Source organism: Frankia sp. BMG5.23 (assembly GCF_000685765.2).
GTDB lineage: Bacteria > Actinomycetota > Actinomycetes > Frankiales > Frankiaceae > Frankia > Frankia casuarinae.
The window spans coordinates 17,741-35,599 of the sequence record NZ_JDWE01000046.1; the positions used below are offsets into that span (position 1 = coordinate 17,741).

Consider the following 17,859-nt stretch of genomic DNA (forward strand, 5'->3'; position numbering starts at 1 on the left):
CTGTCTGTGGCATCACAGTCGACTGTTGGTAGCCGATCGATCTGGCCTATGCAGGGACACGCGCAGGCGTTGTCGTCAACATCGACGCCCACCTCTCGATGTTGCGGCGGGCGACTGTTGTGATGCCGCGCAGAGACGTGTTTCGGTTTGCGGTCCGGTCTACGGGATAATCGTCGTCAGATGCAGGTCCGACGGCAGGAAGAGGTGCACCGATGGCGGCCATGAAGCCGCGGACGGGTGACGGTCCGCTCGAGGTGACCAAAGAGGGGCGCGGCATCGTCATGCGTGTCCCGCTGGAGGGGGGCGGTCGGCTCGTCGTGGAACTCACCGCCGACGAGGCGAGTGCGCTGGGGGATGCCCTGAAGACCGCGGTCAGTTAACCGTCCGTGCGTCCGCCCGGGTGTCCGTCCGCGTGCGCCGTCCTCGCGTCCGTCCCGCGGCAGCCGGGTTCCGTCGTGGTCCGGCGGTCCCGGTGAGTCCGGCGGTCCCGGTGAGAAGGCCGGCATGAGCATCGTTGATTCCGCGTCAGGCCCGGCGATCGACGGGCTCATCAGGCTTCCTCCCGGCGTTACCCTACGGTCCGCCACCGTCGCCGACGTCGAGCCCTCGACCGTCGCCCTGGTCCTCGCGTCGTCCGAGAACGGACCCGTGTTCGACGAAACTGCCCGCGGTGTCGGCGCCGATCTCGGACTGGATCTTGCGCTGCTGGTCGAGTCCGAGTCCCTGCGCGGCGATGCGGGTTCGGTGCTGGTGGTGCCGTTGGCCCGGACGGCTCGGCCGACCCGGCTGCTCGTGGTCGGCATCGGCGCCGGTCAACCGGGTGACTGGCGGGCCGCGGGCGCCGCGCTCGCCCGCCGCGCCGGGGCACCGGACCGGCTCGCGGTGGTGGCGGAGCCCGGCGATCCGGGCCTGCGGGCCTTCACCGAAGGCCTGGCGCTAGGCGCCTACCGGGCCGCTGGAGTGCTCGACCGGGCCGCTGGAGTGCCCGACCGGGCCGCTGGAGTGCCCGACCGGGCCGCTGGAGTGCCCGACCGGGCCGGCCGGCCCGGGCCGGAGAACGGCGCGCCCGGCAACGTCATCGTGCTCACCGGTCGGGCGGACGAGCCCGGGGCGGTGGCCGCGGTCGGCGCCGCGCGGGCGGTGGCCACCGGGGTGTACATCGCCCGCGATCTGGTCAACATGCCGAGTCTGGTGAAGTCACCCGAGTGGCTGGCGAACCGTGCCGTGCGCATCGCCGCGTCGGCGGGTCTCGACACGACCCTGCTCGGCCCCGACGATCTTTCGGCGCAGGGCTTCGGGGGGTTGTGCGCCGTCGGTGAGGGTTCCCCGCGGCCGCCCTACCTGGTCAAACTCGAATATCACGGGCCACCGTGGACTTCTGGCGAGGCCGGGTTGGCGGGATCCACCGGGTTGGCGGGATCCACCGGGTCGGCGGGATCCACCGGGTCGGCGGGATCCATCGGGTCGGCGGGATCCATCGGGTCGGCGGAGCCGGATGGTTCGCCGGCGGGCCGCTTCACCGATGGTCACCGGGTCCTGGTCGGGAAGGGAATCACCTTCGACTCGGGTGGGCTCTCCCTGAAGCCGGCCGTCCCGATGGCCGGCATGAAGACCGACATGGCGGGCGCGGCGGCGGTGCTCGGGGCGATGACCGCGTTGCCGGCGTTGAACGTGCCCGGGCGCGTCACCGGCCTGCTCTGTCTGGCGGAGAACATGATCGGTGCGACTGCCATGCGTCCCGGCGACGTCATCACCTGCTGGGGCGGGACCACGGTGGAGGTACTGAACACCGACGCCGAGGGCCGCCTGGTGCTGGCGGACGGCCTCGCCTACGCCGCGGGCGCGCTCGACGCGGATGTCATCGTCGATCTCGCCACGCTGACCGGAGCGATCGCCGTGGCGCTCGGCCGGCGCACCGCCGGGCTGTTCAGCTCGGACGACCGGCTGGCGGCGGCGCTGTCCGCCGCGGCGGACAGCGCCGGGGAACGGGTGTGGCGGCTGCCGTTGGTGAAGGAGTACCGGGCGGCGATCGACTCGCCGGTGGCGGACCTTGCCAACATCGGCCGGGCGCTGGACGTCGGGGGCGGTTCCATCACCGCGGCGCTGTTCCTGCGGGAGTTCGCGGGCCGGCGGCCCTGGGCACATCTGGACATCGCGGGCACCGCACGGTCGGACGCCGACGACGGCGAGATCAGCCGGGGCGGCACCGGGTGGGGGGTGCGTACCCTGCTGACCTGGCTGTCGAGTGGGCCATCCCAGACACCGGCGGCCTGAGTGTAGAGCCCCCGGAACTCCCGGATGTTCCAGACGTCCCCGATACCCCGATACCCCTGGATGTCCTGGATGTTGCCGGGCCGCGAGGGGATCTCAGGCCGCGAGACGCAGGAGCGCGGCCTCGTATTCCCGGGCGATGTCCGCGGTGAGGACCAGGGAGACCCGGAGCACCACGGTGCGCTGGACGAAGACGTACTCGGTGACGAGCGGGTTGTCGGCGGTGACGGTGAGGAGCTTCGTCGCCCGCTGCTGCGCGCTCGCCGCGTCCGCGAAGACCTCGATCGCGCCGCCGCGCTCGATCGCGCCCGCGGGGCTTCCGGAGACCTCGTTGACGCCCACCCGCGGATCGCTGAAGGCGATTCTGCTGGTGTAGCCGTTCGTCCGGCCCAGGAGACGATCCGGGTCGGTGGCCGCGCTGTAGACGACGGTGGTGTGCAGCGGCAGGCCCGCGCCGGCCAGCCGGATCGCCACCTGCTCGGCGGTAAGGCCGGCGAGGCCGCCTCCCACGGCCGACGGGGTGGGCACGGCCGACGGGGTGGGCACGGCCGTCGGGGAGGGGGTGGCGCCCGGTGCGGACGGGTGGGCGGAGCGCGCGCCGTGCGCCGGTCCCACCAGGCGGTTCAGCGTGTAACCGGCGATCCCGGCTAGGACCGCCACGACGAGGACGAACGTGATGTAGGGCAGCAGGCTCTCACGTGGGGCGGGCGGTGGCTCGGCGCGGCTGTCGTAGGCGTCCCTGGCCCGGCTGTCGTAGGCGTCCCTGGCCCGGCTGTCGTAGTCGCCGTAGTCGCCGTAGTCGTCGTAGACGTCGTAGCGCCGGTACTCCTGCGCGGCCGGTGCCATTTACTCCCCAAGGCGTAGGAATGTCACGCTTAAGCGCACCTTACGCGCCCACTGAGGAGCCACCGGGTACCGGCACGATCGGCCGGCCCCGATCGTGTTACCGCGGACCGGCCACCTCGCCCGGGGTGCCGGTCACCCGCCCGGGGTGCCGGTCAGCCGACCGGGGAGGACTTGGCGACCACGGCGACCAGGAGGCCGCCGCCGGTGGTGAGGAGCATCTGGGTAAGCCGCACGTCGTCACGTACAGCTGTGGCAAGTTCGCGGACCGCCACCGCCTCGGGGCCGGTGGCCTGGCCCTGGGCCAAGGCCAGCACGCTGGCGAACGCCACCACGCCGCCCGGCCGCAGCAGCCGCAGGGCCTGGGTGAGGTACTCGGTGCCCTCACGCCGGTCCGCGTCACAGAACACGAGGTCATAGGCGCCGTCGGTCAGCCGGGGGAGAACGTCGAGGGCGCGGCCGGTGATCAGCCGGCTGCGCCCGGGGGTCATCCCCGCGTCGGCGTAGGTGCGCCGGGCCAGCCGAAGGTGCTCGGCCTCGACGTCGATGGTGGTCAGGGTTCCGTCGGGCCGCATCCCGCGCAACAGCCAGGTACCGGAGACCCCGGTACCTGTGCCGATCTCGACCACCGCGCGGGCGCCCACGGCAGCGGCGAGGAAGCGTAGGACCGCGCCGGTACCCGGGCTGACCGGGACGATCCCGACCTCCTCGGCTCGGGCGCGGGCAGCGCGAAGGATCGGGTCTTCCAGCAGGAAGCCCTCGGCATAGGCGGCGGCGGACTCGAGTTCGCCGATGTCAGTGTCCGGCATGACTTCCTCAGCCTACGGGAACGGGAGACCGAGGACGCGCGTTCATCTGGTCAACGCGCATCGTGTCGAGGATCGAGGGGAGAAACATCGGTGTCCGCAGCGGGATTCGCCGCTCCCTGGCCGGCTCGTCGGGTACGTTTGACGCGAACCGACCGAGAGGCGGCCGTGGCTGCTCAGGACCCCGGGGCGGGCTCGGACGCCGCCGGCGTCGCCGCCACCGCAGAAGCTTCTGGTTGGGTTCCTCCTTCCTGGGAAGACGTGGTCCGTGAGCACGGCAACCGGGTCTATCGCCTCGCCTACCGCCTCACCGGTAACGCCCACGACGCCGAGGACCTGACGCAGGACGTGTTCGTCCGGGTGTTCCGGTCGTTGGCGGACTACACCCCCGGCACCTTCGAGGGGTGGCTGCACCGGATCACCACCAATCTCTTCCTCGACCGCATGCGTCGCCAGCAGAAGATCCGGTTCGATGCGCTGCCCGAGGACACCGAGCGGCTGGCCGGCCGCGAGGCGAGCCCGGAGGCGGTCTACGCCGAGGCTCATCTCGACGCGGACGTCGAGGCCGCGCTCGCCGCTCTGCCGCCCGACTTCCGGGCCGCCGTCGTGCTGTGCGACATCGAGCAGCTCTCCTACGAAGAGATCGCTCAGACGTTGGGCGTGAAACTGGGCACAGTGCGCAGCCGGATCTCGCGCGGTCGGGCGATGTTGCGCGCGGCGCTGGCTGATCGCGCGCCACGTACTGGTGACGGCGCCGCGTTGTCCGCCGCCGTGACGGTCTCGGACGACGCCCTTCTCACCGCGGAGCCCGCCGTCGGGCCGGTGGCGGCGGAGCTCGCCGAGGCGGACGTGGCGCCGCCGGACACGACCAGACCGCGTCGGGACCGAGGCGACGACGGGCGGCCCAGAAGCAGGGGACGGCATGGGCCCGTCGCCGCCGGGAGCAAGGGTGGTGCTCCGCGGGAGCGGCGGGCGTGACCGAGCATCTCGGCGATCGGATCTCGCCTCTCATCGACCATCAGCTTGATCATGACGCTCGTGATCGCGCGCTCGCGCATCTTGCCCGCTGCGGGGAGTGCCAGCGGGAGGTGGCGGCCCTGCGGATGGTCAAGGCACGGCTGGTTGCTCTCGATGGGCCGGATCTTCCTGGCGGCCTCGCGGTCCGGCTGCTGAGCCTGGGCGGTCTGACCGCGCTGCCCGCGCCCCCGCCGGGTTCGTCCCCGCGCTCCCCGCGCTCCCCGCGCTCCCAGCGCTCCCCGCAATCCCAGCGCTCCCAGTTCCGTCCTGCGCCGGACAGGCGGGGGCCTACCCGTCTCGACCCGGTCAGGCTTCCCGGGGCGTTCACGGTGACAGTACCGGCCCTGCTGCCGCGTTCCGTCGAGCTCCGACAGCCCCCCTTCGATCCTCGCCCGGGCGCCGGCACTCGTCCCGCCTCGCCCAGGCCCGCCGCTCGACCGGCGCCGGCAGCCACCGGCGGGGCTGCGCGCGGTCCGGGTCAGGCGGGCCGTCCCGCGCCGGGGCCCGCGCGTCAGCACCTGCGGCGGCCGGCTTCGCCCGCCCCGCGCCGGCGGCTGCCGGCCCCGCACCGTCGTCCCACCCCCCGGACCAGCATGCGCCGAACCCTCCTCGGATCCGCCGCGCTGATGCTGCTCGCCGTCGCTGGTGCCGCCATCGCCGACGGCCAGGAGAGTACCCAGACGCCGGGGCCCGTCGCGGTGCCGACGGTGTCCTCGGTCGTCGCCCCGGGCGTTGCGAACGGCGTCCCGAGCCGGCTCACCCCGATGTTCGCCCCGGTCCGGGTGTCCTTGCGCCGTTGATCGTCCGCCCGTTCGGGCCGACTCGGGCGAATTCGGGCCGACCCGGGCGAACACGTTCCCCATCGACCCGGTCGGGGGTGTTTGAACGGGGGTATTCGGACGGGGTAGGCCGTCCCGGGTACCGGGAGGCGGTCGGGGCCGTGAGTTTCAGGGTGTCGCCTGCTCCGTCTCCCGGCGCCAAGCCCTGGCTGGTCGCCTTTGTCCGGCTGTCCGCCCCGGTCGCCGCCGGAAACCGGCGGGACGCATCTTTCCGGTACCTGAAAGACATTTTCTGGGTGTTCTGGAGGAGAGGTCTCGTCTGGCCTGATGTGAGGCTTTACCGTGTTACCCGCTCGGACGCGTCGCGCGTGCTTTCCAGGACGGAACCGGTCGCCGGCGTTCCGCCGTGCCGTGCGACGAGCGAGTCGGGGAGGACGTGTGGACGTCAGCGACAACGAGGTGCCTGTCGCGAGCGTGGAACCGGTCGACCCGCCCGTACGGCCCCGACGTCTCGAGCGGTCATCCACGATGCGGTCGGTTCCCGCCGGCCCGGGCCACCGCGCCGATCCTTCCCGCCCTGGTGTCCCGCGAGCCGCCGGCGCGGCGCCTTCCGCCACCGACGGCAAGCCGCGGACCGATCAGGCCGGTGGCCGGGTCGCGGCGGCGCGCGACGAGACGACCGTCCCCTCGACCGGTGGGACGATACCCGTCAGTCGGCTCCGCCTTCCCGCCACGCCCCGGCCCACCACGGCCGGCGGTGCCGGGCCGCGGGTACAGCCCGGGGTGGTCGTCCCCGTGCAGCCGTCGGGACCCGTGCAGCCGTCCGGGTCGGAACCGGCGGCCGGGACACGCCGTCCGCAATCGCCTCGTACGGCATCCACCACCGCGATGACCGGGCCGGCGGAGGAGACCCGGCCCGAGCGGCGACCCACGGCCGCCGGGACGCCGGGCACGGGTAGCCCGGCGGCACGCGCTCCTGAGCCGGCCCCGGGGACTCCATCGGGTGCGGGGCCATCGGGTGCGGGGCCATCGGGTGCGGGGCCATCGGGTGCGGGGCCGCAGCCGCGGCCCACGGCCCGTGAGGGTGCGACGCCGGAATCCGGGGCGGCGCGGATTCCGGTACGTCAGCCCGGCCGGCGTCCGCCGACCCTCCCACCCGGTGAGGACAGGGCCGGCTCCGCTCCTGGAGGGCATCGCCACCCCCGGCATTCCGGGCGGGTCGAGGGGGCCGCTCCGGGCGTGGGTGCTCCGGGCGTGGGTGCTCCGGGGGCGGGTGCTCCGGGGGCGGGTGTTTCGAGGACGGGCGTTTCGGGTCCGGGGGCGCCGGGCGCCCGGGCGGGCTGCGACCCGGGCGCCGCCGCGACCGACCGCGGGCGCGCTGCGGCGGACGGGAACCCGCGGGAGCCGTCGGGAGGCTTGCCGACGGTGACCGCGGTGCGTGGCTTCGGCACGCAGCCGCCGGCCCCACCGCCCGCCGAGACGGGCTCCCCGCGGGCGTGGTCGCCGACCTCGACGCCGTATCCGCTGCCCGCGGACTCCGACGGCGGCGGCTCCGAGAGCGGCGGCTCCGACAGCGGCGGCTCGAACGCCGCGCCGTTCGCCGTGCCGTTCGCCGATGTCCTGACTGGTCGTTCGGCGCCGCGGGGGCGCCTGGTCGCTCCTGGTCGCCCGGTCGTTCTCGGTCACCGGGTCCTCCTCGCGAGCATCCTGGTCGCGGGTCTGCTGGGTGGGGGGATCGGTGCGCTGCTCGTCTCGATGACCGAGCGCGGCAGCGACCAACAGGCGTCGGCGGCCCTGCCGGTCGGTACCGCCGCGCCCAGCTCCGACCGCAGGTCGGTCGCGTCGATCGCCGCGACGGCTCTGCCCAGTGTGGTGACGATCGACGCCGGTGGCGGGGGGGACGGCGATGCCGCGGGTACCGGCTCCGGGGTGATCATTAGCCCGGAGGGGTACATCCTGACGAACAACCACGTCGTGGCGTCCGCGGTCGCCGCCAGAACTCCGATCTCCGTGCGCCGCTACCAGGAGTTCGGCCAGGTCCGGGCCGACCTGGTCGGGCGGGATCCCAAGACTGACATTGCCGTTCTGCGGATCCCGGCCCCGCAGCCCCTGCCGGCGGTGACGCTCGGCCAGTCCGGCTCGCTGGTCGTGGGAGCGCCGGTGGTTGCCATCGGGGCGCCGTTCGGCCTCGCCGGCACCGTGACGACCGGCGTCGTCAGCGCGCTCGACCGCAATCCCATGGTCCCGGCCGAGAGCGGCACCGACCCCACGGTGCTCATCGGGGCGATCCAGATCGACGCGGCGATCAATCCGGGCAACTCCGGTGGTCCGCTGCTCGACGGCCTCGGCCAGATGGTGGGGATCAATACCGCGATCGCCGCGGTGCCCGGCCATGAGTCCCAGAGCCAGAGCGGCAGCATCGGCGTGGGGTTCGCCATCCCGATCGACTTCGCCCGCTCGGTCGCTCAGGAGATCATTTCGACCGGTCGGGCGACCCACCCGTACCTCGGCGTGTCAGCCGCGACCGTCACCGCCGGCCAGGCGAAGGCCATGGGGACCACGTCGGGTGCCCGCGTCGTCAACCTGGCGCCCGGTGGCCCCGCCGAGCGCGCCGGGCTGCGCGTCGGCGACATCATCACGCGGGTGGACACCAGGGTTATCAGCGGGATGAACGACCTCATCGTCGCAGCCCGGCTCCACCGGGTAGGTGACCGGGTGTCGGTCGCCTACGAACGCGCCGGTGCCACCGCGACCACCCAGCTGACGCTGCAGGAACAACAGCGCTGAGCCGCAGACATCTTTTCGTTGCCCACGAGCTCCTTGCCCGCAACACCGGGAGAGGTACGCTCAGCGCGTGTTCAACGGTGTCGGGTGGGGTGAAGTCGTCGTCTTGCTTCTGATCGGGCTGTTCGTCTTCGGCCCGGACAGGTTGCCCAAGGCCGCCAGGGACGCGGGACGCGTGCTGCGTCAGCTGCGTCAGCTGGCCAACGGCATGCGTAACGATCTCAGGTCCGAGCTGGGCCCGGAATTCGCCGATCTGGATATCCGGGACCTGCATCCCAAGACCTTCGTCCGCAAGCACCTGTTCGAGGACGATCCGGTTCTGCCGCCATACCTCACCAAGCGGACCTCGCTCGACTCGCTGCTCCTCGGTGACGATCCGCCCGCGGCGCCGTCACTGACCAAGTCCTCGCTGCCGAGAGATCCCGCGGCCAAGGATCCGGCTCGTCCCGGCGCCGAGGCCGCGGTTCCGGCGGCGCCGCCCGGTCCGGTGTCCCCCATGCTGTCGAAGGTCTCGCCGAGCAAGGCGTCCGCCGCCCGCTCCGTGCCGGCGCAGCCGGCACGGAGCGACGGCCCGGCGACAGAGGTGCCCTTCGACTCGGACGCCACCTGAGGTTCGGCGTCGCCTGAGGTTCGGCGTCGCCGCCGGCTCGATGCACCCGCCCCGGGGCGGGGCCAGCCGGGGCCGGGCTCGCGTCGATCAGGCTGCGCGAACCCGGACGGACGGCCGATCGTAGGTGTTCAGCGCCCCACCGGCGTGAGGTTGAGGCTGCGTCCGGCGAGCCCACGGGAGCGGTAGGTGAGCCGGCCCGCCACCGCGTGCAGGGCCTTGCCCGCCTCGCTGTCCGGCTCGCCGATGACCAGCGGCATGCCGTTGTCGGCGCCTTCCCGGAGCCGGACGTCCACCGGGATCTGGGCCAGCAGCGGTACGTCATGACCGAGCACCCTGGTCAGCCGCTCGGCCACCGCAGCCCCGCCGCCAGAGCCGAACACGTCGACCCGCTCGCCGCAGTGCGGGCAGGGCAGCCACGCCATGTTCTCGACGACCCCGACCACGTTCTGCCGGGTCTGCACGGCGATGGTCCCGGCCCGCTCGGCGACCTCGGTGGCCGCCAGCTGCGGGGTCGTGACCAGCAGCAGTTCGGAGGACGGCACCAGCTGGGCCAGGGAGATGGCGATGTCACCGGTGCCGGGCGGTAGGTCCAGGAGAAGGACGTCCAGGTCACCCCAGAAGACGTCTGACAGGAACTGCTCCAGGGCACGGTGCAGCATCGGTCCGCGCCAGGTCACTGGCTGGTTGCCGCGCGTGAACATCCCGGTGGAGATGACTCGCACCCCGTGTGCCTGGGGCGGCATGATCATCTTTTCGACCTGGGTGGGCGGGCGGTCGATGCCCAGCATGCGGGGCACGGAGTGCCCATAGATGTCGGCATCGAGCACACCGACCGACAGGCCCGAACGGGCCATCGCGGCGGCCAGGTTCACGGTGATCGAGGACTTGCCGACGCCGCCCTTGCCGCTGGCGACGCCGTAGACCCTGGTGGTCGAGCCTGGTTGGGCGAAGGGAATCGCCTTGGGGGCGTTGCCCCCCCGCAGTTTCGCGTGCAGGGCACCGCGTTGCTCGTCCGACATGACCTGCAGATCGACGCGGACCTCGCGGACGCCCTCGACCGCGCTGACGGCTCGACTGACCCGATTGATGATCTCGTCGCGCATGGGGCAGCCGGACACGGTGAGCAGGACCCCGACGTCGACCGAGCCGTCGTCGAGCACGCGAACCGACGAGACCATGTCCAGCTCGGTGATGGGACGACCGATCTCGGGATCGTGCACCGTCGCCAGAGCCGACTGAATCGCGTCGGGGGAAGGCCGGGATAGGGACAAGGGAAACCTCAGTCACAGGTTGGTATCAGGTGCGGCCCGCCGGGCCGCCTGTGGGTCCACGATAGCCCGCGGGGGACGTGACGGCGCCGGCTCACGATCCCCGGTCCGCCGTGTTCGGCGGACCGGGGAGCGTGAGCCGCCCTGTCGGCTTCACGACGGGTGCGGAGCGTGCCCATCGTCATGACCAGGGGTGATTGTGTCCCGGTATGTGCCTGGTATGTGTCCCGGTGACGGAGGCGGCTGCTTGGGACGGTTTTGCGGGCGGGCCGCGACGTAGGCTGATCGTGCGGAGGCGGGAGGACGCGATGGCAGTCGAAGAGATGTTCGGCGCCAGCTCCGAGACCGGCGAGGACTGGGTCGACGAACATGGGATGTGGGCCTGGCGTGAGCTGCTGCACGCCCATGCCCACGTGACCCGGGTCCTCGAGGCCGAGCTCGAGGCGGCTCACCGGCTTCCCCTGGCCTCGTACGACGTGCTGGTCCAGCTCGCCGAGGCCCCGAACGGCGAGTTACGGATGAGCGAACTCGCCCAGGCGGTGCTGCTCTCCCGCAGCGGTCTCACCCGGTTGGTCGACCGGCTGGAACGGGAGGGACTGGTCGCCCGGCGGTCCTGCCCGTCGGATGCCCGCGGCACGCTCGCCACCCTCACCCCGCAGGGATTCGACCGCTTGCGGGCGGCCTCGGGCACCCACCTCAAGGGGGTCGCCCGGCACGTGCTCTCCCACTTCAGCCGAACCGAGCAGGACCTGCTCGCCGAGCTGCTGGGCCGGCTGAGCCCGCCGAGGCCGGGCGGCAACGGCCGGGGGTACGACGCGAACGCCTGAGCGGCCATGGCCTGCCGGCAGCGTGCCCGGCAGCGCGTGCCCGGCACCGCGCGGCCGGTCATCCGGACGCGGTGATCGGGACCGCCCCCCGCGCGGTGGAGATCAACGCCTCGTACGCCTCCCGGGAGGTGGTCTCGGCCCCGAGCCCCTGGGGCTTGCTGGCGCCGTGGAAGTCACTGGAACCGGTCGCCACCAGCGAGAGCTCGGCAGCGAGGCCACGTAGCCGGCGCCGCGCGACGGGTAGGTGATCGGGATGATCGACCTCGAGGCCGGTCAGGCCCGCCTTCGCCATCGCCTCGATCACCTCGGGACCGACTGTGACGCCGCGCCTGCTCGCGAACGGGTGCGCGAACACGCTCACCCCGCCGGCGCCGTGGATGAGGCGAAGCGCCTCCCAGACGTCCGGCTGCTCCTTGCCCACCCAGTACGGTCCGCCCGCGCCGATCCACCGGTTGCTGAACGCGGCCGCCACCTCGGGGATCAGCCCGGCCTCGACCATGACCGCGGCGATGTGGGGGCGGCCCACCGTGCCGGCCGCCAGCTCCAGGACCCGTTCCCAGCGCACCGGATGCCCGTCCGCGGCGAGTCGGTCGACCATCCGACGGGCCCGGGTGGCGCGATGTTCCCGCACCCGGGCCCGGGCCGCCGCGAACGCCGGCTCGGCCGGGTCGAACAGGTAGGCCAGCACGTGCAGGGATACCCACGCACCTGCCACCTCGACCTGGCAGGAGATCTCGGCGCCCGGCACCAGGGTCAGCCCGGCAGGCAGGGCCGCGGCCGCGCGGCCGATGCCCGCGATGGTGTCATGGTCGGTGAGCGCGAGGATCGACAGGCCCTGCCCGGCTGCGAGCCGGACGAGGTTCTCCGGTGACTCCAGGCCGTCCGAGGCGGTCGAATGGGTGTGCAGGTCGATGGCCACCCGCTCCATAATGCTTCATAGTGGCAGCTTTTCGCCGCGCGGCGATGATGTGGGCGGCAGGCCGGGGCGGCAGGCCGGGGTGAGACGGCGGTGCGGGCGGTGCGGGCCGTGGTGGTGGGCGACGGCGGGCGGCAGGGAGGCCTACAGGTCCAGACCGGTCAGGACCAGCACCCGGTCCTCGGTGAGGTCGGTCATGGCCGAGCGGACCCCCTCCCGCCCGATGCCGGAACCCTTCGTCCCGCCGTAGGGCATCTGGTCGGCCCGGTACGACGGGACGTCGCCGATGACGACCCCCCCGACCTGGAGCTCCCGGTGGGCGCGGAAGGCGGTGGCCAGGTCGTGGGTGAACACCCCGGCCTGCAGGCCGTAGGCGCTGTCGTTGATCCGGGCGAAGCCCTCGTCAACGCCGTCGACCGCCGCCACGACGATCACCGGGCCGAAGACCTCCTCGCTCACCACCTTGGCGGTGGGCGGAACGCCGGTCAGCACGGCCGGGCTGAGACTCGTGCCGTGGCGCGTCCCGCCGCAGACGAGTGTCGCCCCCGCCTCGACGGCCTCGGTGATCCACGCCTCGACCCGTTCCGCCGCCGCGACGTCGATCAGCGGCCCCACGTCGGTGGCCGGGTCGGCCGGATCCCCGTCGTGCAGCGCCCGCACGGCGGCGACGATCTCGGCGAGCAGCTCGTCGACGATCGTGCGGTCGGCGTAGACCCGCTGCACGGCGATGCACGACTGGCCGGCCTGGTAGTTGGCGAACAGGGCGATGCGGCCGGCGGCCCGGGCCAGATCGGCGGGGGTCGCGTAGTCGGCGGCGACCAGCACCGCCGCGTTCCCGCCGAGTTCGAGGACCACATGCTTGCGGGGGACCGTGTCGCGGATGGACCAGCCCACCGGGCCGGAGCCGGTGAAGGACACCACGGGCAGCCGAGGGTCCGCGACGAGCGGGCCGAGGCGGTCGTTGGGGATCGGGAGGACCGACCACGACCCCTCGGGCAAGCCGGCGTCGGCGAGCAGGTCGCCGAGGAACAGCGCCGACAGCGGCGTGCGCGGGGCCGGCTTCACGATGATCGGCGCGCCGACCGCCAGCGCCGGCGCCACCTTGTGGGCGACCAGGTTGAGCGGGAAGTTGAAGGGGGTGATGCCCAGCACGGGCCCGCGGGGGAAACGCCGGGTGAGCGCGAGCCGTCCCTCCCCGGGGGGATCGGTGTCCAGCCTGGTCAGCTCCCCGGCGAAACGCCGGGCCTCCTCCGCCCCCCAGCGGAAGGTGGAGCTTGCCCGGGCCACCTCGGCACGCGACCAGGTCAGCGGCTTACCGCTCTCCGCGGTGATGAGACGGGCCAGTTCGTCGCCTCGACGGGCGATCTCCTTCGACACGCCGGCGAGCGCGCCGGCGCGGACGTGGGCCGGCAGCGCCGCGAACGCCGGGGCGACCGCCGCCGCGGCGGCCACGGCCGTCTCAACCTGGTCGGGGTCCGGCTGCGCGACGACGGCGACCTCCGCGCCGTCGAACGGGTGCCGAACGGTGGTCGTCGCCGACCCGGTGGCCGGCTTGCCTGCCAGCCAGAACGGCGTCGGCTCGCTCATCGCGCGGATGACCGGTCGGCGCGGGCGGCCACCGGGCCGCCTGGCGTCGAGCCGCCTGCCGTCGTCATCACCATCGAGCTCATTCTAGGCGCCCGCGCGGGCGGGGCGCCTGCGGCGCGCCCGGTCCCGCCCGAGGACCACCGGCCGGATCCCGGCGGCGGGGGACGATGGCCGGCCCGGCCCGGCCCGGCCCGGCCCGGCCCAGACCGGACCAGGGCCGCGGCGCGGCGGCGTGGCCCGGGCCGTGGACAGGTACGTGCGCGCATACGATCAGGTAGGAGCCGACGATGACCATTCCCAACCCGGCGGCGACCGGAATCGGCCTGCCCGCCACCGGCGGCCCGCGGCTGCCCCAGGAGCCGCGTCTGCACACCGAGATCCCCGGCCCGCGGTCCCGGGCACTCGCCGCGCGCCGCGTCGGCGCCGTGGCCCGGGGGGTCGGTGAGACCCTCCCGGTCTACGCGCACGCGGCGGGCGGCGGGGTCGTGGTCGACGTGGACGGCAACTCGCTCATCGACTTCGGTTCGGGGATCGCGGTGGTCAGCGTCGGCAACGCTGCGGACGGGGTCGTCGAGGCCGTGCGCGAGCAGATCGGCCGGTTCACCCACACCTGCTTCATGGTGACGCCGTACGAGGGCTATATCGCCGTCTGTGAGGCGCTGAACCGGCTGACGCCGGGTACCCATGAGAAACGCTCGGCATTGTTCAACTCCGGAGCGGAGGCCGTCGAGAACGCCGTCAAGATCGCGCGCAGCGCGACCGGCCGGGGCGCGGTCGTCGTCTTCGAGCACGCTTACCATGGCCGGACGAACCTGACGATGGCGATGACCGCGAAGTCGATGCCCTACAAGAGTGGGTTCGGGCCGTTCGCGCCCGAGGTCTACCGGATGCCGCTGGCGTATCCCTACCGCTGGCCGACCGGTCCCGACCGCTGTGGGGAGGAGGCCGCCGAGCGGGTGATCGAGCTCGTGCGGGACGAGATCGGGGCCGCGTCCGTCGCCGCGATGGTCATCGAGCCGATCCAGGGGGAGGGCGGTTTCATCGTCCCCGGGACCGGGTTCCTGCCCCGCCTCGCCGAGTTCTGTACGGTCGCGGGGATCGTGTTCGTCGCGGACGAGGTGCAGACCGGGTTCGCCCGGACCGGGACGATGTTCGCCTGCGAGCACGAAGGCGTCGTCCCGGATCTCATCACCACCGCCAAGGGCATCGCCGGCGGCCTGCCGCTCGCGGCCGTCACCGGCCGTGCGGAGATCATGGACGCCCCCCAGGTCGGCGGGCTCGGCGGCACCTACGGGGGGAACCCGGCGGCCTGCGCCGCGGCTCTCGCCGCGATCGACCTCATCGAGTCCGAGGACCTGGCCGGCCGGGCCCGCCGGATCGGCGAGATCGCCCTGCCCCGCCTGCACGCGTTGCGCGAGCGGTACGACTTCGTCGGGGATGTCCGGGGGCGGGGCGCGATGGTCGCCCTGGAGCTGGTCCGGGGCGCCGGCGACGACAGCCCGGACAAGGTCCTCACCGCCGCCGCGGCCGCCGCCTGCCATCGTCGCGGCCTGATCGTGCTCACCGCGGGCACCTGGGGCAACGTGCTCCGGCTGCTGCCACCGCTGGTGATCGAGGAGCCGTTGCTGCTGGCTGGCCTCGATCTCCTCGACGAGGCGTTCGCGGAGCTCGCGGCGCGCCGTCAGCCTCCCTCCCCGGCCCGCCCGGAGGGGTGACGGAGGGATGGCGCACCCGGCTGTTCGGCATATCTGCCCAGGTCGGACGATTGCGGGTGGGAACCTGGTGGGGCGATTGCGGGTGGAAAGCCGAGGGCATACCGGTGCCGGAGTGCCGATGTTCGGCGACATCTCCACCTACGCCAGGAGGCGCCCGGTGACCATTGCTGCGGCCTGCCCGCGCTGTCTCGGACCGCTGCGTCCACCCGATCTGTGGAGCAGCCAGTGGCGGTGCGACGATCACGGGGAGGTGAGTCCCTACCGCACCGCCGTGTCGTCGCGGGAACAGGCGCTCCACGCGCTGTCGAAGACCTCGACGGTCCCGATCTGGTTGCCGCAGCCGATGCCGGTCCACTGGTACGTCAGCGGCGTCGGCTGGGCCGGTGACGAGCGTACCGGGCCGCGTGCCACGGCAGTTGCCGCCGCCGGGCCCTCTCCGTTGGGCGGGCCGGCCGAGATGGTGCTCGTCGCCGAGGCGCCTCGGGTGGGACTCGGCGCCCGGCTCGCGGGCATCAGCGGTCCCGATCCCGAACCGCTGCCCGGCGTACCGGAGGCGAAGGTAGAGGCCGCCGGGCATCCCACGGCGCTGTGGCCGCTGGTCGTACCCCCCGATCGGGCGGCGTTCGTCGGGGAGGCCCGGGGGGTGTGGCTGTGGCTGGTGCTCTGGCCGGCCGACGCGGCCCTGCTCCTGCTGGAACACCTCGTGCTGCGGGACCTGCGCGACGATCCGCAGCTCGGCGAGCGGTCGTTCTTCGGTGCATCGAGCCAGCACCTGTCCGCGGGGCCGCTGCCCGGGCGGTGAGCCGCCATGGTCACGCATCCCCGGCTCCGCATCCCCGGCTCCGCATCCCCGGCCGCTGGGGGACCTGCCGCACCCGCCCGTAAGCTCGCTCACCATGACGGACGCCGCTGCCCCCCGCACACCCTCCCGGGGAAGCCTCGGTGCGGTGGCGCCGCAGCCGCTGCGGGTCGAACCCGCCGAGGTCGACCGCAACCGGCTGGCCGTGATCGTCAACCCGAGCGCGGGTCACGGGCGGGCGATGCGGATGCTCGACGGCGTCCGCATCGAGCTCGCGCGCTGGGCGCGGGACGTCCGGGTCACCCCGACCCGCGACCTCGCCCACGCGGACGATCTCGCGGCGGCGGCCACCGCCCAGGGCCGGGTCGTGGTCGCGCTCGGGGGCGACGGCCTAGCTGGCTCGGTGGCAGGGGGGGTGGCCCGCTGCGGCGGCGTGCTCGCGGTGCTCCCCGGCGGGCGCGGTAACGACTTCGTGCGTGGTCTCGGCCTGCCCCGCGACCCGTGCCGCGTCGCGGCCGGGCTTGCGCACGCCCGGGAACGCCGGGTCGACCTGCCCGAGGTCGGCGGCCGGCCGTTTCTCGGGATCGCGAGCGTTGGCTACGACTCCGACGTCCAGGTGATCGCCAACCGGACCCGGTTCCTGCGCGGCCAGCAGGTCTACACCTACGCGGCGCTGCGGGCGCTGGCCGCCTGGCGCCCGGCGCGCTTCACGGTGACGGTGGACGACCTCGCGCCTCGGGACCTGGTCGGGTGGACGGTTGCGGCGGCGAACTCGGCGTACTACGGCGGCGGGATGCGGTTCGCCCCCGGGGCGGACATCGCCGACGGGCTGCTGGACGTCCTGCTGATCTCGCGCACCTCCCGCCTGACGTTCCTGGCGCTGTTCCCGCGGGTGTTCTCCGGGCGTCACGTCGACACCCGGCACGTGCGGGTGCTGCGGGCCCGGCGGGTGCGCATCGAGGCCGACCGGCCCTTCGCCGTCTACGCCGACGGCGATCCGCTGGCGTCGTTGCCGGCGGAGATCGTCGTGCGCCCCGGTGCCCTGCGGCTGCTCGTGCCGGTTATTCCGGCGTCCTGAAGCCGGATTCCGGCGCCGGGCGGTCGGGTCCGGCCGCTGTGGATTCGGCCGCTGTGGATTCGGCCGGGTCCGCGGTCTCGGGCCTCGGCGTGGTCTCGGGTGTCAGTGTGATCTCGGGGGTCGCATGATAGTCGATGCGGCCGGCTGCCTGGGGATAGTGCAGGTCGAACGCCGGGCGTTCGGAGCGGATGCGCGGCAGCGTCCGGAAGTTGTGCCGCGGCGGGGGGCAGGAGGTCGCCCATTCCAGCGAGTTCCCGTAGCCCCAGGGGTCGTCGACGACGGCGAGTGGGCCCTTGCGGTAGGAGTGCCAGAGGTTGTAGATGAACGGCAGCGTCGAGAGGGCGAGCAGGAACGAACCCGCGGACGAGATCGTGTTCAGCGTGGTGAACCCGTCGTTCGGTCCGTAGTCGGCGTACCGGCGGGGCATACCCTGCACGCCGAGCCAGTGCTGCACCAGAAACGTCGTGTGGAAGCCGAGGAAGACCGTCCAGAAGTGGATCTTCCCGAGCCGGTCGTTCATCAGCCGGCCCGTGACCTTCGGGAACCAGAAGTAGGTGCC

At 73.2% G+C, this 17,859-nt stretch carries 16 protein-coding genes; 10 read left to right on the forward strand and 6 right to left on the reverse strand.

Annotated features, from left to right (window positions below; translation table 11 throughout):
- The first annotated feature begins 212 nt into the window (after window positions 1–212).
- Window positions 213–380 carry a DUF3117 domain-containing protein gene (locus BMG523DRAFT_RS23420; RefSeq protein WP_011438211.1) on the forward strand — a complete coding sequence of 56 codons (168 nt, stop codon included), beginning with the start codon at window positions 213–215 and terminating at the stop codon, window positions 378–380.
- Between the two features lie 124 nt (window positions 381–504).
- Entirely contained in the window at window positions 505–2,274 is a 1,770-nt protein-coding gene (locus BMG523DRAFT_RS17165) for a M17 family metallopeptidase (RefSeq protein WP_043591626.1), read from the forward strand.
- A gap of 93 nt (window positions 2,275–2,367) precedes the next feature.
- Here the strand turns inward: BMG523DRAFT_RS17165 and BMG523DRAFT_RS17170 are convergent, their stop codons facing one another.
- Both BMG523DRAFT_RS17170 and BMG523DRAFT_RS17175 read right to left on the reverse strand, forming a co-directional pair.
- The gene (locus BMG523DRAFT_RS17170) at window positions 2,368–3,117 is read right to left on the reverse strand and encodes a hypothetical protein (RefSeq protein WP_043591628.1); all 750 of its coding nucleotides are present in this window, start codon (window positions 3,115–3,117) and stop codon (window positions 2,368–2,370) included.
- Between the two features lie 152 nt (window positions 3,118–3,269).
- Window positions 3,270–3,923, reverse strand: coding sequence for an O-methyltransferase (locus BMG523DRAFT_RS17175; RefSeq protein WP_011438208.1), 654 nt, complete (start codon window positions 3,921–3,923; stop codon window positions 3,270–3,272).
- Between the two features lie 138 nt (window positions 3,924–4,061).
- Between BMG523DRAFT_RS17175 and sigE the strand changes: the two genes are divergently transcribed.
- From sigE to tatB, 4 genes are all read left to right on the forward strand, one after another.
- On the forward strand, window positions 4,062–4,898 hold the full coding sequence (gene sigE / locus BMG523DRAFT_RS17180; protein ID WP_076807554.1) for an RNA polymerase sigma factor SigE: 837 nt from the start codon (window positions 4,062–4,064) through the stop codon (window positions 4,896–4,898).
- A complete protein-coding gene (locus BMG523DRAFT_RS23425) occupies window positions 4,895–5,737 on the forward strand; it encodes an anti-sigma factor (RefSeq protein ID WP_043591629.1) in 843 nt (280 codons plus the stop codon). Before sigE ends, BMG523DRAFT_RS23425 begins: the two co-directional genes overlap by 4 nt.
- 1,404 nt (window positions 5,738–7,141) lie before the next feature.
- Window positions 7,142–8,503 (forward strand): S1C family serine protease, encoded by a 1,362-nt coding sequence (locus BMG523DRAFT_RS17195; RefSeq protein ID WP_023841761.1) that lies wholly within the window; start codon window positions 7,142–7,144, stop codon window positions 8,501–8,503.
- A gap of 67 nt (window positions 8,504–8,570) precedes the next feature.
- A complete protein-coding gene (gene tatB / locus BMG523DRAFT_RS17200) occupies window positions 8,571–9,110 on the forward strand; it encodes a Sec-independent protein translocase protein TatB (protein WP_011438203.1) in 540 nt (179 codons plus the stop codon).
- Between the two features lie 128 nt (window positions 9,111–9,238).
- Here the strand turns inward: tatB and BMG523DRAFT_RS17205 are convergent, their stop codons facing one another.
- A complete protein-coding gene (locus BMG523DRAFT_RS17205) occupies window positions 9,239–10,381 on the reverse strand; it encodes an Mrp/NBP35 family ATP-binding protein (protein WP_011438202.1) in 1,143 nt (380 codons plus the stop codon).
- A gap of 305 nt (window positions 10,382–10,686) precedes the next feature.
- On the opposite strand from BMG523DRAFT_RS17205, the gene BMG523DRAFT_RS17210 reads away from it, so the two are divergent.
- A complete protein-coding gene (locus tag BMG523DRAFT_RS17210) occupies window positions 10,687–11,205 on the forward strand; it encodes a MarR family winged helix-turn-helix transcriptional regulator (RefSeq protein ID WP_011438201.1) in 519 nt (172 codons plus the stop codon).
- 58 nt (window positions 11,206–11,263) lie between these two features.
- Here BMG523DRAFT_RS17210 and BMG523DRAFT_RS17215 read toward each other — a convergent pair whose 3' ends face one another.
- Both BMG523DRAFT_RS17215 and BMG523DRAFT_RS17220 read right to left on the reverse strand, forming a co-directional pair.
- Window positions 11,264–12,133, reverse strand: coding sequence for a PHP domain-containing protein (locus BMG523DRAFT_RS17215; RefSeq protein ID WP_011438200.1), 870 nt, complete (start codon window positions 12,131–12,133; stop codon window positions 11,264–11,266).
- A 132-nt stretch (window positions 12,134–12,265) separates the two neighbouring features.
- Window positions 12,266–13,708 carry an aldehyde dehydrogenase family protein gene (locus BMG523DRAFT_RS17220; RefSeq protein WP_011438199.1) on the reverse strand — a complete coding sequence of 481 codons (1,443 nt, stop codon included), beginning with the start codon at window positions 13,706–13,708 and terminating at the stop codon, window positions 12,266–12,268.
- A 287-nt stretch (window positions 13,709–13,995) separates the two neighbouring features.
- On the opposite strand from BMG523DRAFT_RS17220, the gene gabT reads away from it, so the two are divergent.
- The 3 genes from gabT to BMG523DRAFT_RS17235 all read left to right on the forward strand — a co-directional run bounded on the left by gabT (window position 13,996) and on the right by BMG523DRAFT_RS17235 (window position 17,300).
- Window positions 13,996–15,423: a 4-aminobutyrate--2-oxoglutarate transaminase gene (gene gabT / locus BMG523DRAFT_RS17225; RefSeq protein WP_011438198.1), complete on the forward strand. Its 1,428-nt coding sequence runs from the start codon at window positions 13,996–13,998 to the stop codon at window positions 15,421–15,423.
- 157 nt (window positions 15,424–15,580) lie between these two features.
- A complete protein-coding gene (locus BMG523DRAFT_RS17230) occupies window positions 15,581–16,225 on the forward strand; it encodes a DUF6758 family protein (RefSeq protein WP_035941931.1) in 645 nt (214 codons plus the stop codon).
- A 94-nt stretch (window positions 16,226–16,319) separates the two neighbouring features.
- Window positions 16,320–17,300, forward strand: a complete 981-nt coding sequence (locus BMG523DRAFT_RS17235) for a diacylglycerol kinase family protein (RefSeq protein ID WP_023841762.1) — start codon at window positions 16,320–16,322, stop codon at window positions 17,298–17,300.
- Here BMG523DRAFT_RS17235 and BMG523DRAFT_RS17240 read toward each other — a convergent pair.
- Window positions 17,284–17,859, reverse strand: a 576-nt coding sequence (locus BMG523DRAFT_RS17240) for a cbb3-type cytochrome c oxidase subunit I (RefSeq protein ID WP_035959170.1), incomplete at its 5' end; no start/stop codon positions are given. The two genes, BMG523DRAFT_RS17235 and BMG523DRAFT_RS17240, sit on opposite strands and share 17 nt — an antisense overlap.

Coding starts and splice junctions, on each gene's coding strand:
- BMG523DRAFT_RS23420 (WP_011438211.1), top strand. CDS start 213: ATGGCGGCCATGAAGCCGCGGACGGGTGACGGTCCGCTCGAGGTGACC.
- BMG523DRAFT_RS17165 (WP_043591626.1), top strand. CDS start 505: ATGAGCATCGTTGATTCCGCGTCAGGCCCGGCGATCGACGGGCTCATC.
- BMG523DRAFT_RS17170 (WP_043591628.1), bottom strand. CDS start 3,117: ATGGCACCGGCCGCGCAGGAGTACCGGCGCTACGACGTCTACGACGAC.
- BMG523DRAFT_RS17175 (WP_011438208.1), bottom strand. CDS start 3,923: ATGCCGGACACTGACATCGGCGAACTCGAGTCCGCCGCCGCCTATGCC.
- BMG523DRAFT_RS17210 (WP_011438201.1), top strand. CDS start 10,687: ATGGCAGTCGAAGAGATGTTCGGCGCCAGCTCCGAGACCGGCGAGGAC.
- BMG523DRAFT_RS17215 (WP_011438200.1), bottom strand. CDS start 12,133: ATGGAGCGGGTGGCCATCGACCTGCACACCCATTCGACCGCCTCGGAC.
- BMG523DRAFT_RS17220 (WP_011438199.1), bottom strand. CDS start 13,708: ATGAGCGAGCCGACGCCGTTCTGGCTGGCAGGCAAGCCGGCCACCGGG.
- gabT (WP_011438198.1), top strand. CDS start 13,996: ATGACCATTCCCAACCCGGCGGCGACCGGAATCGGCCTGCCCGCCACC.
- BMG523DRAFT_RS17235 (WP_023841762.1), top strand. CDS start 16,320: ATGACGGACGCCGCTGCCCCCCGCACACCCTCCCGGGGAAGCCTCGGT.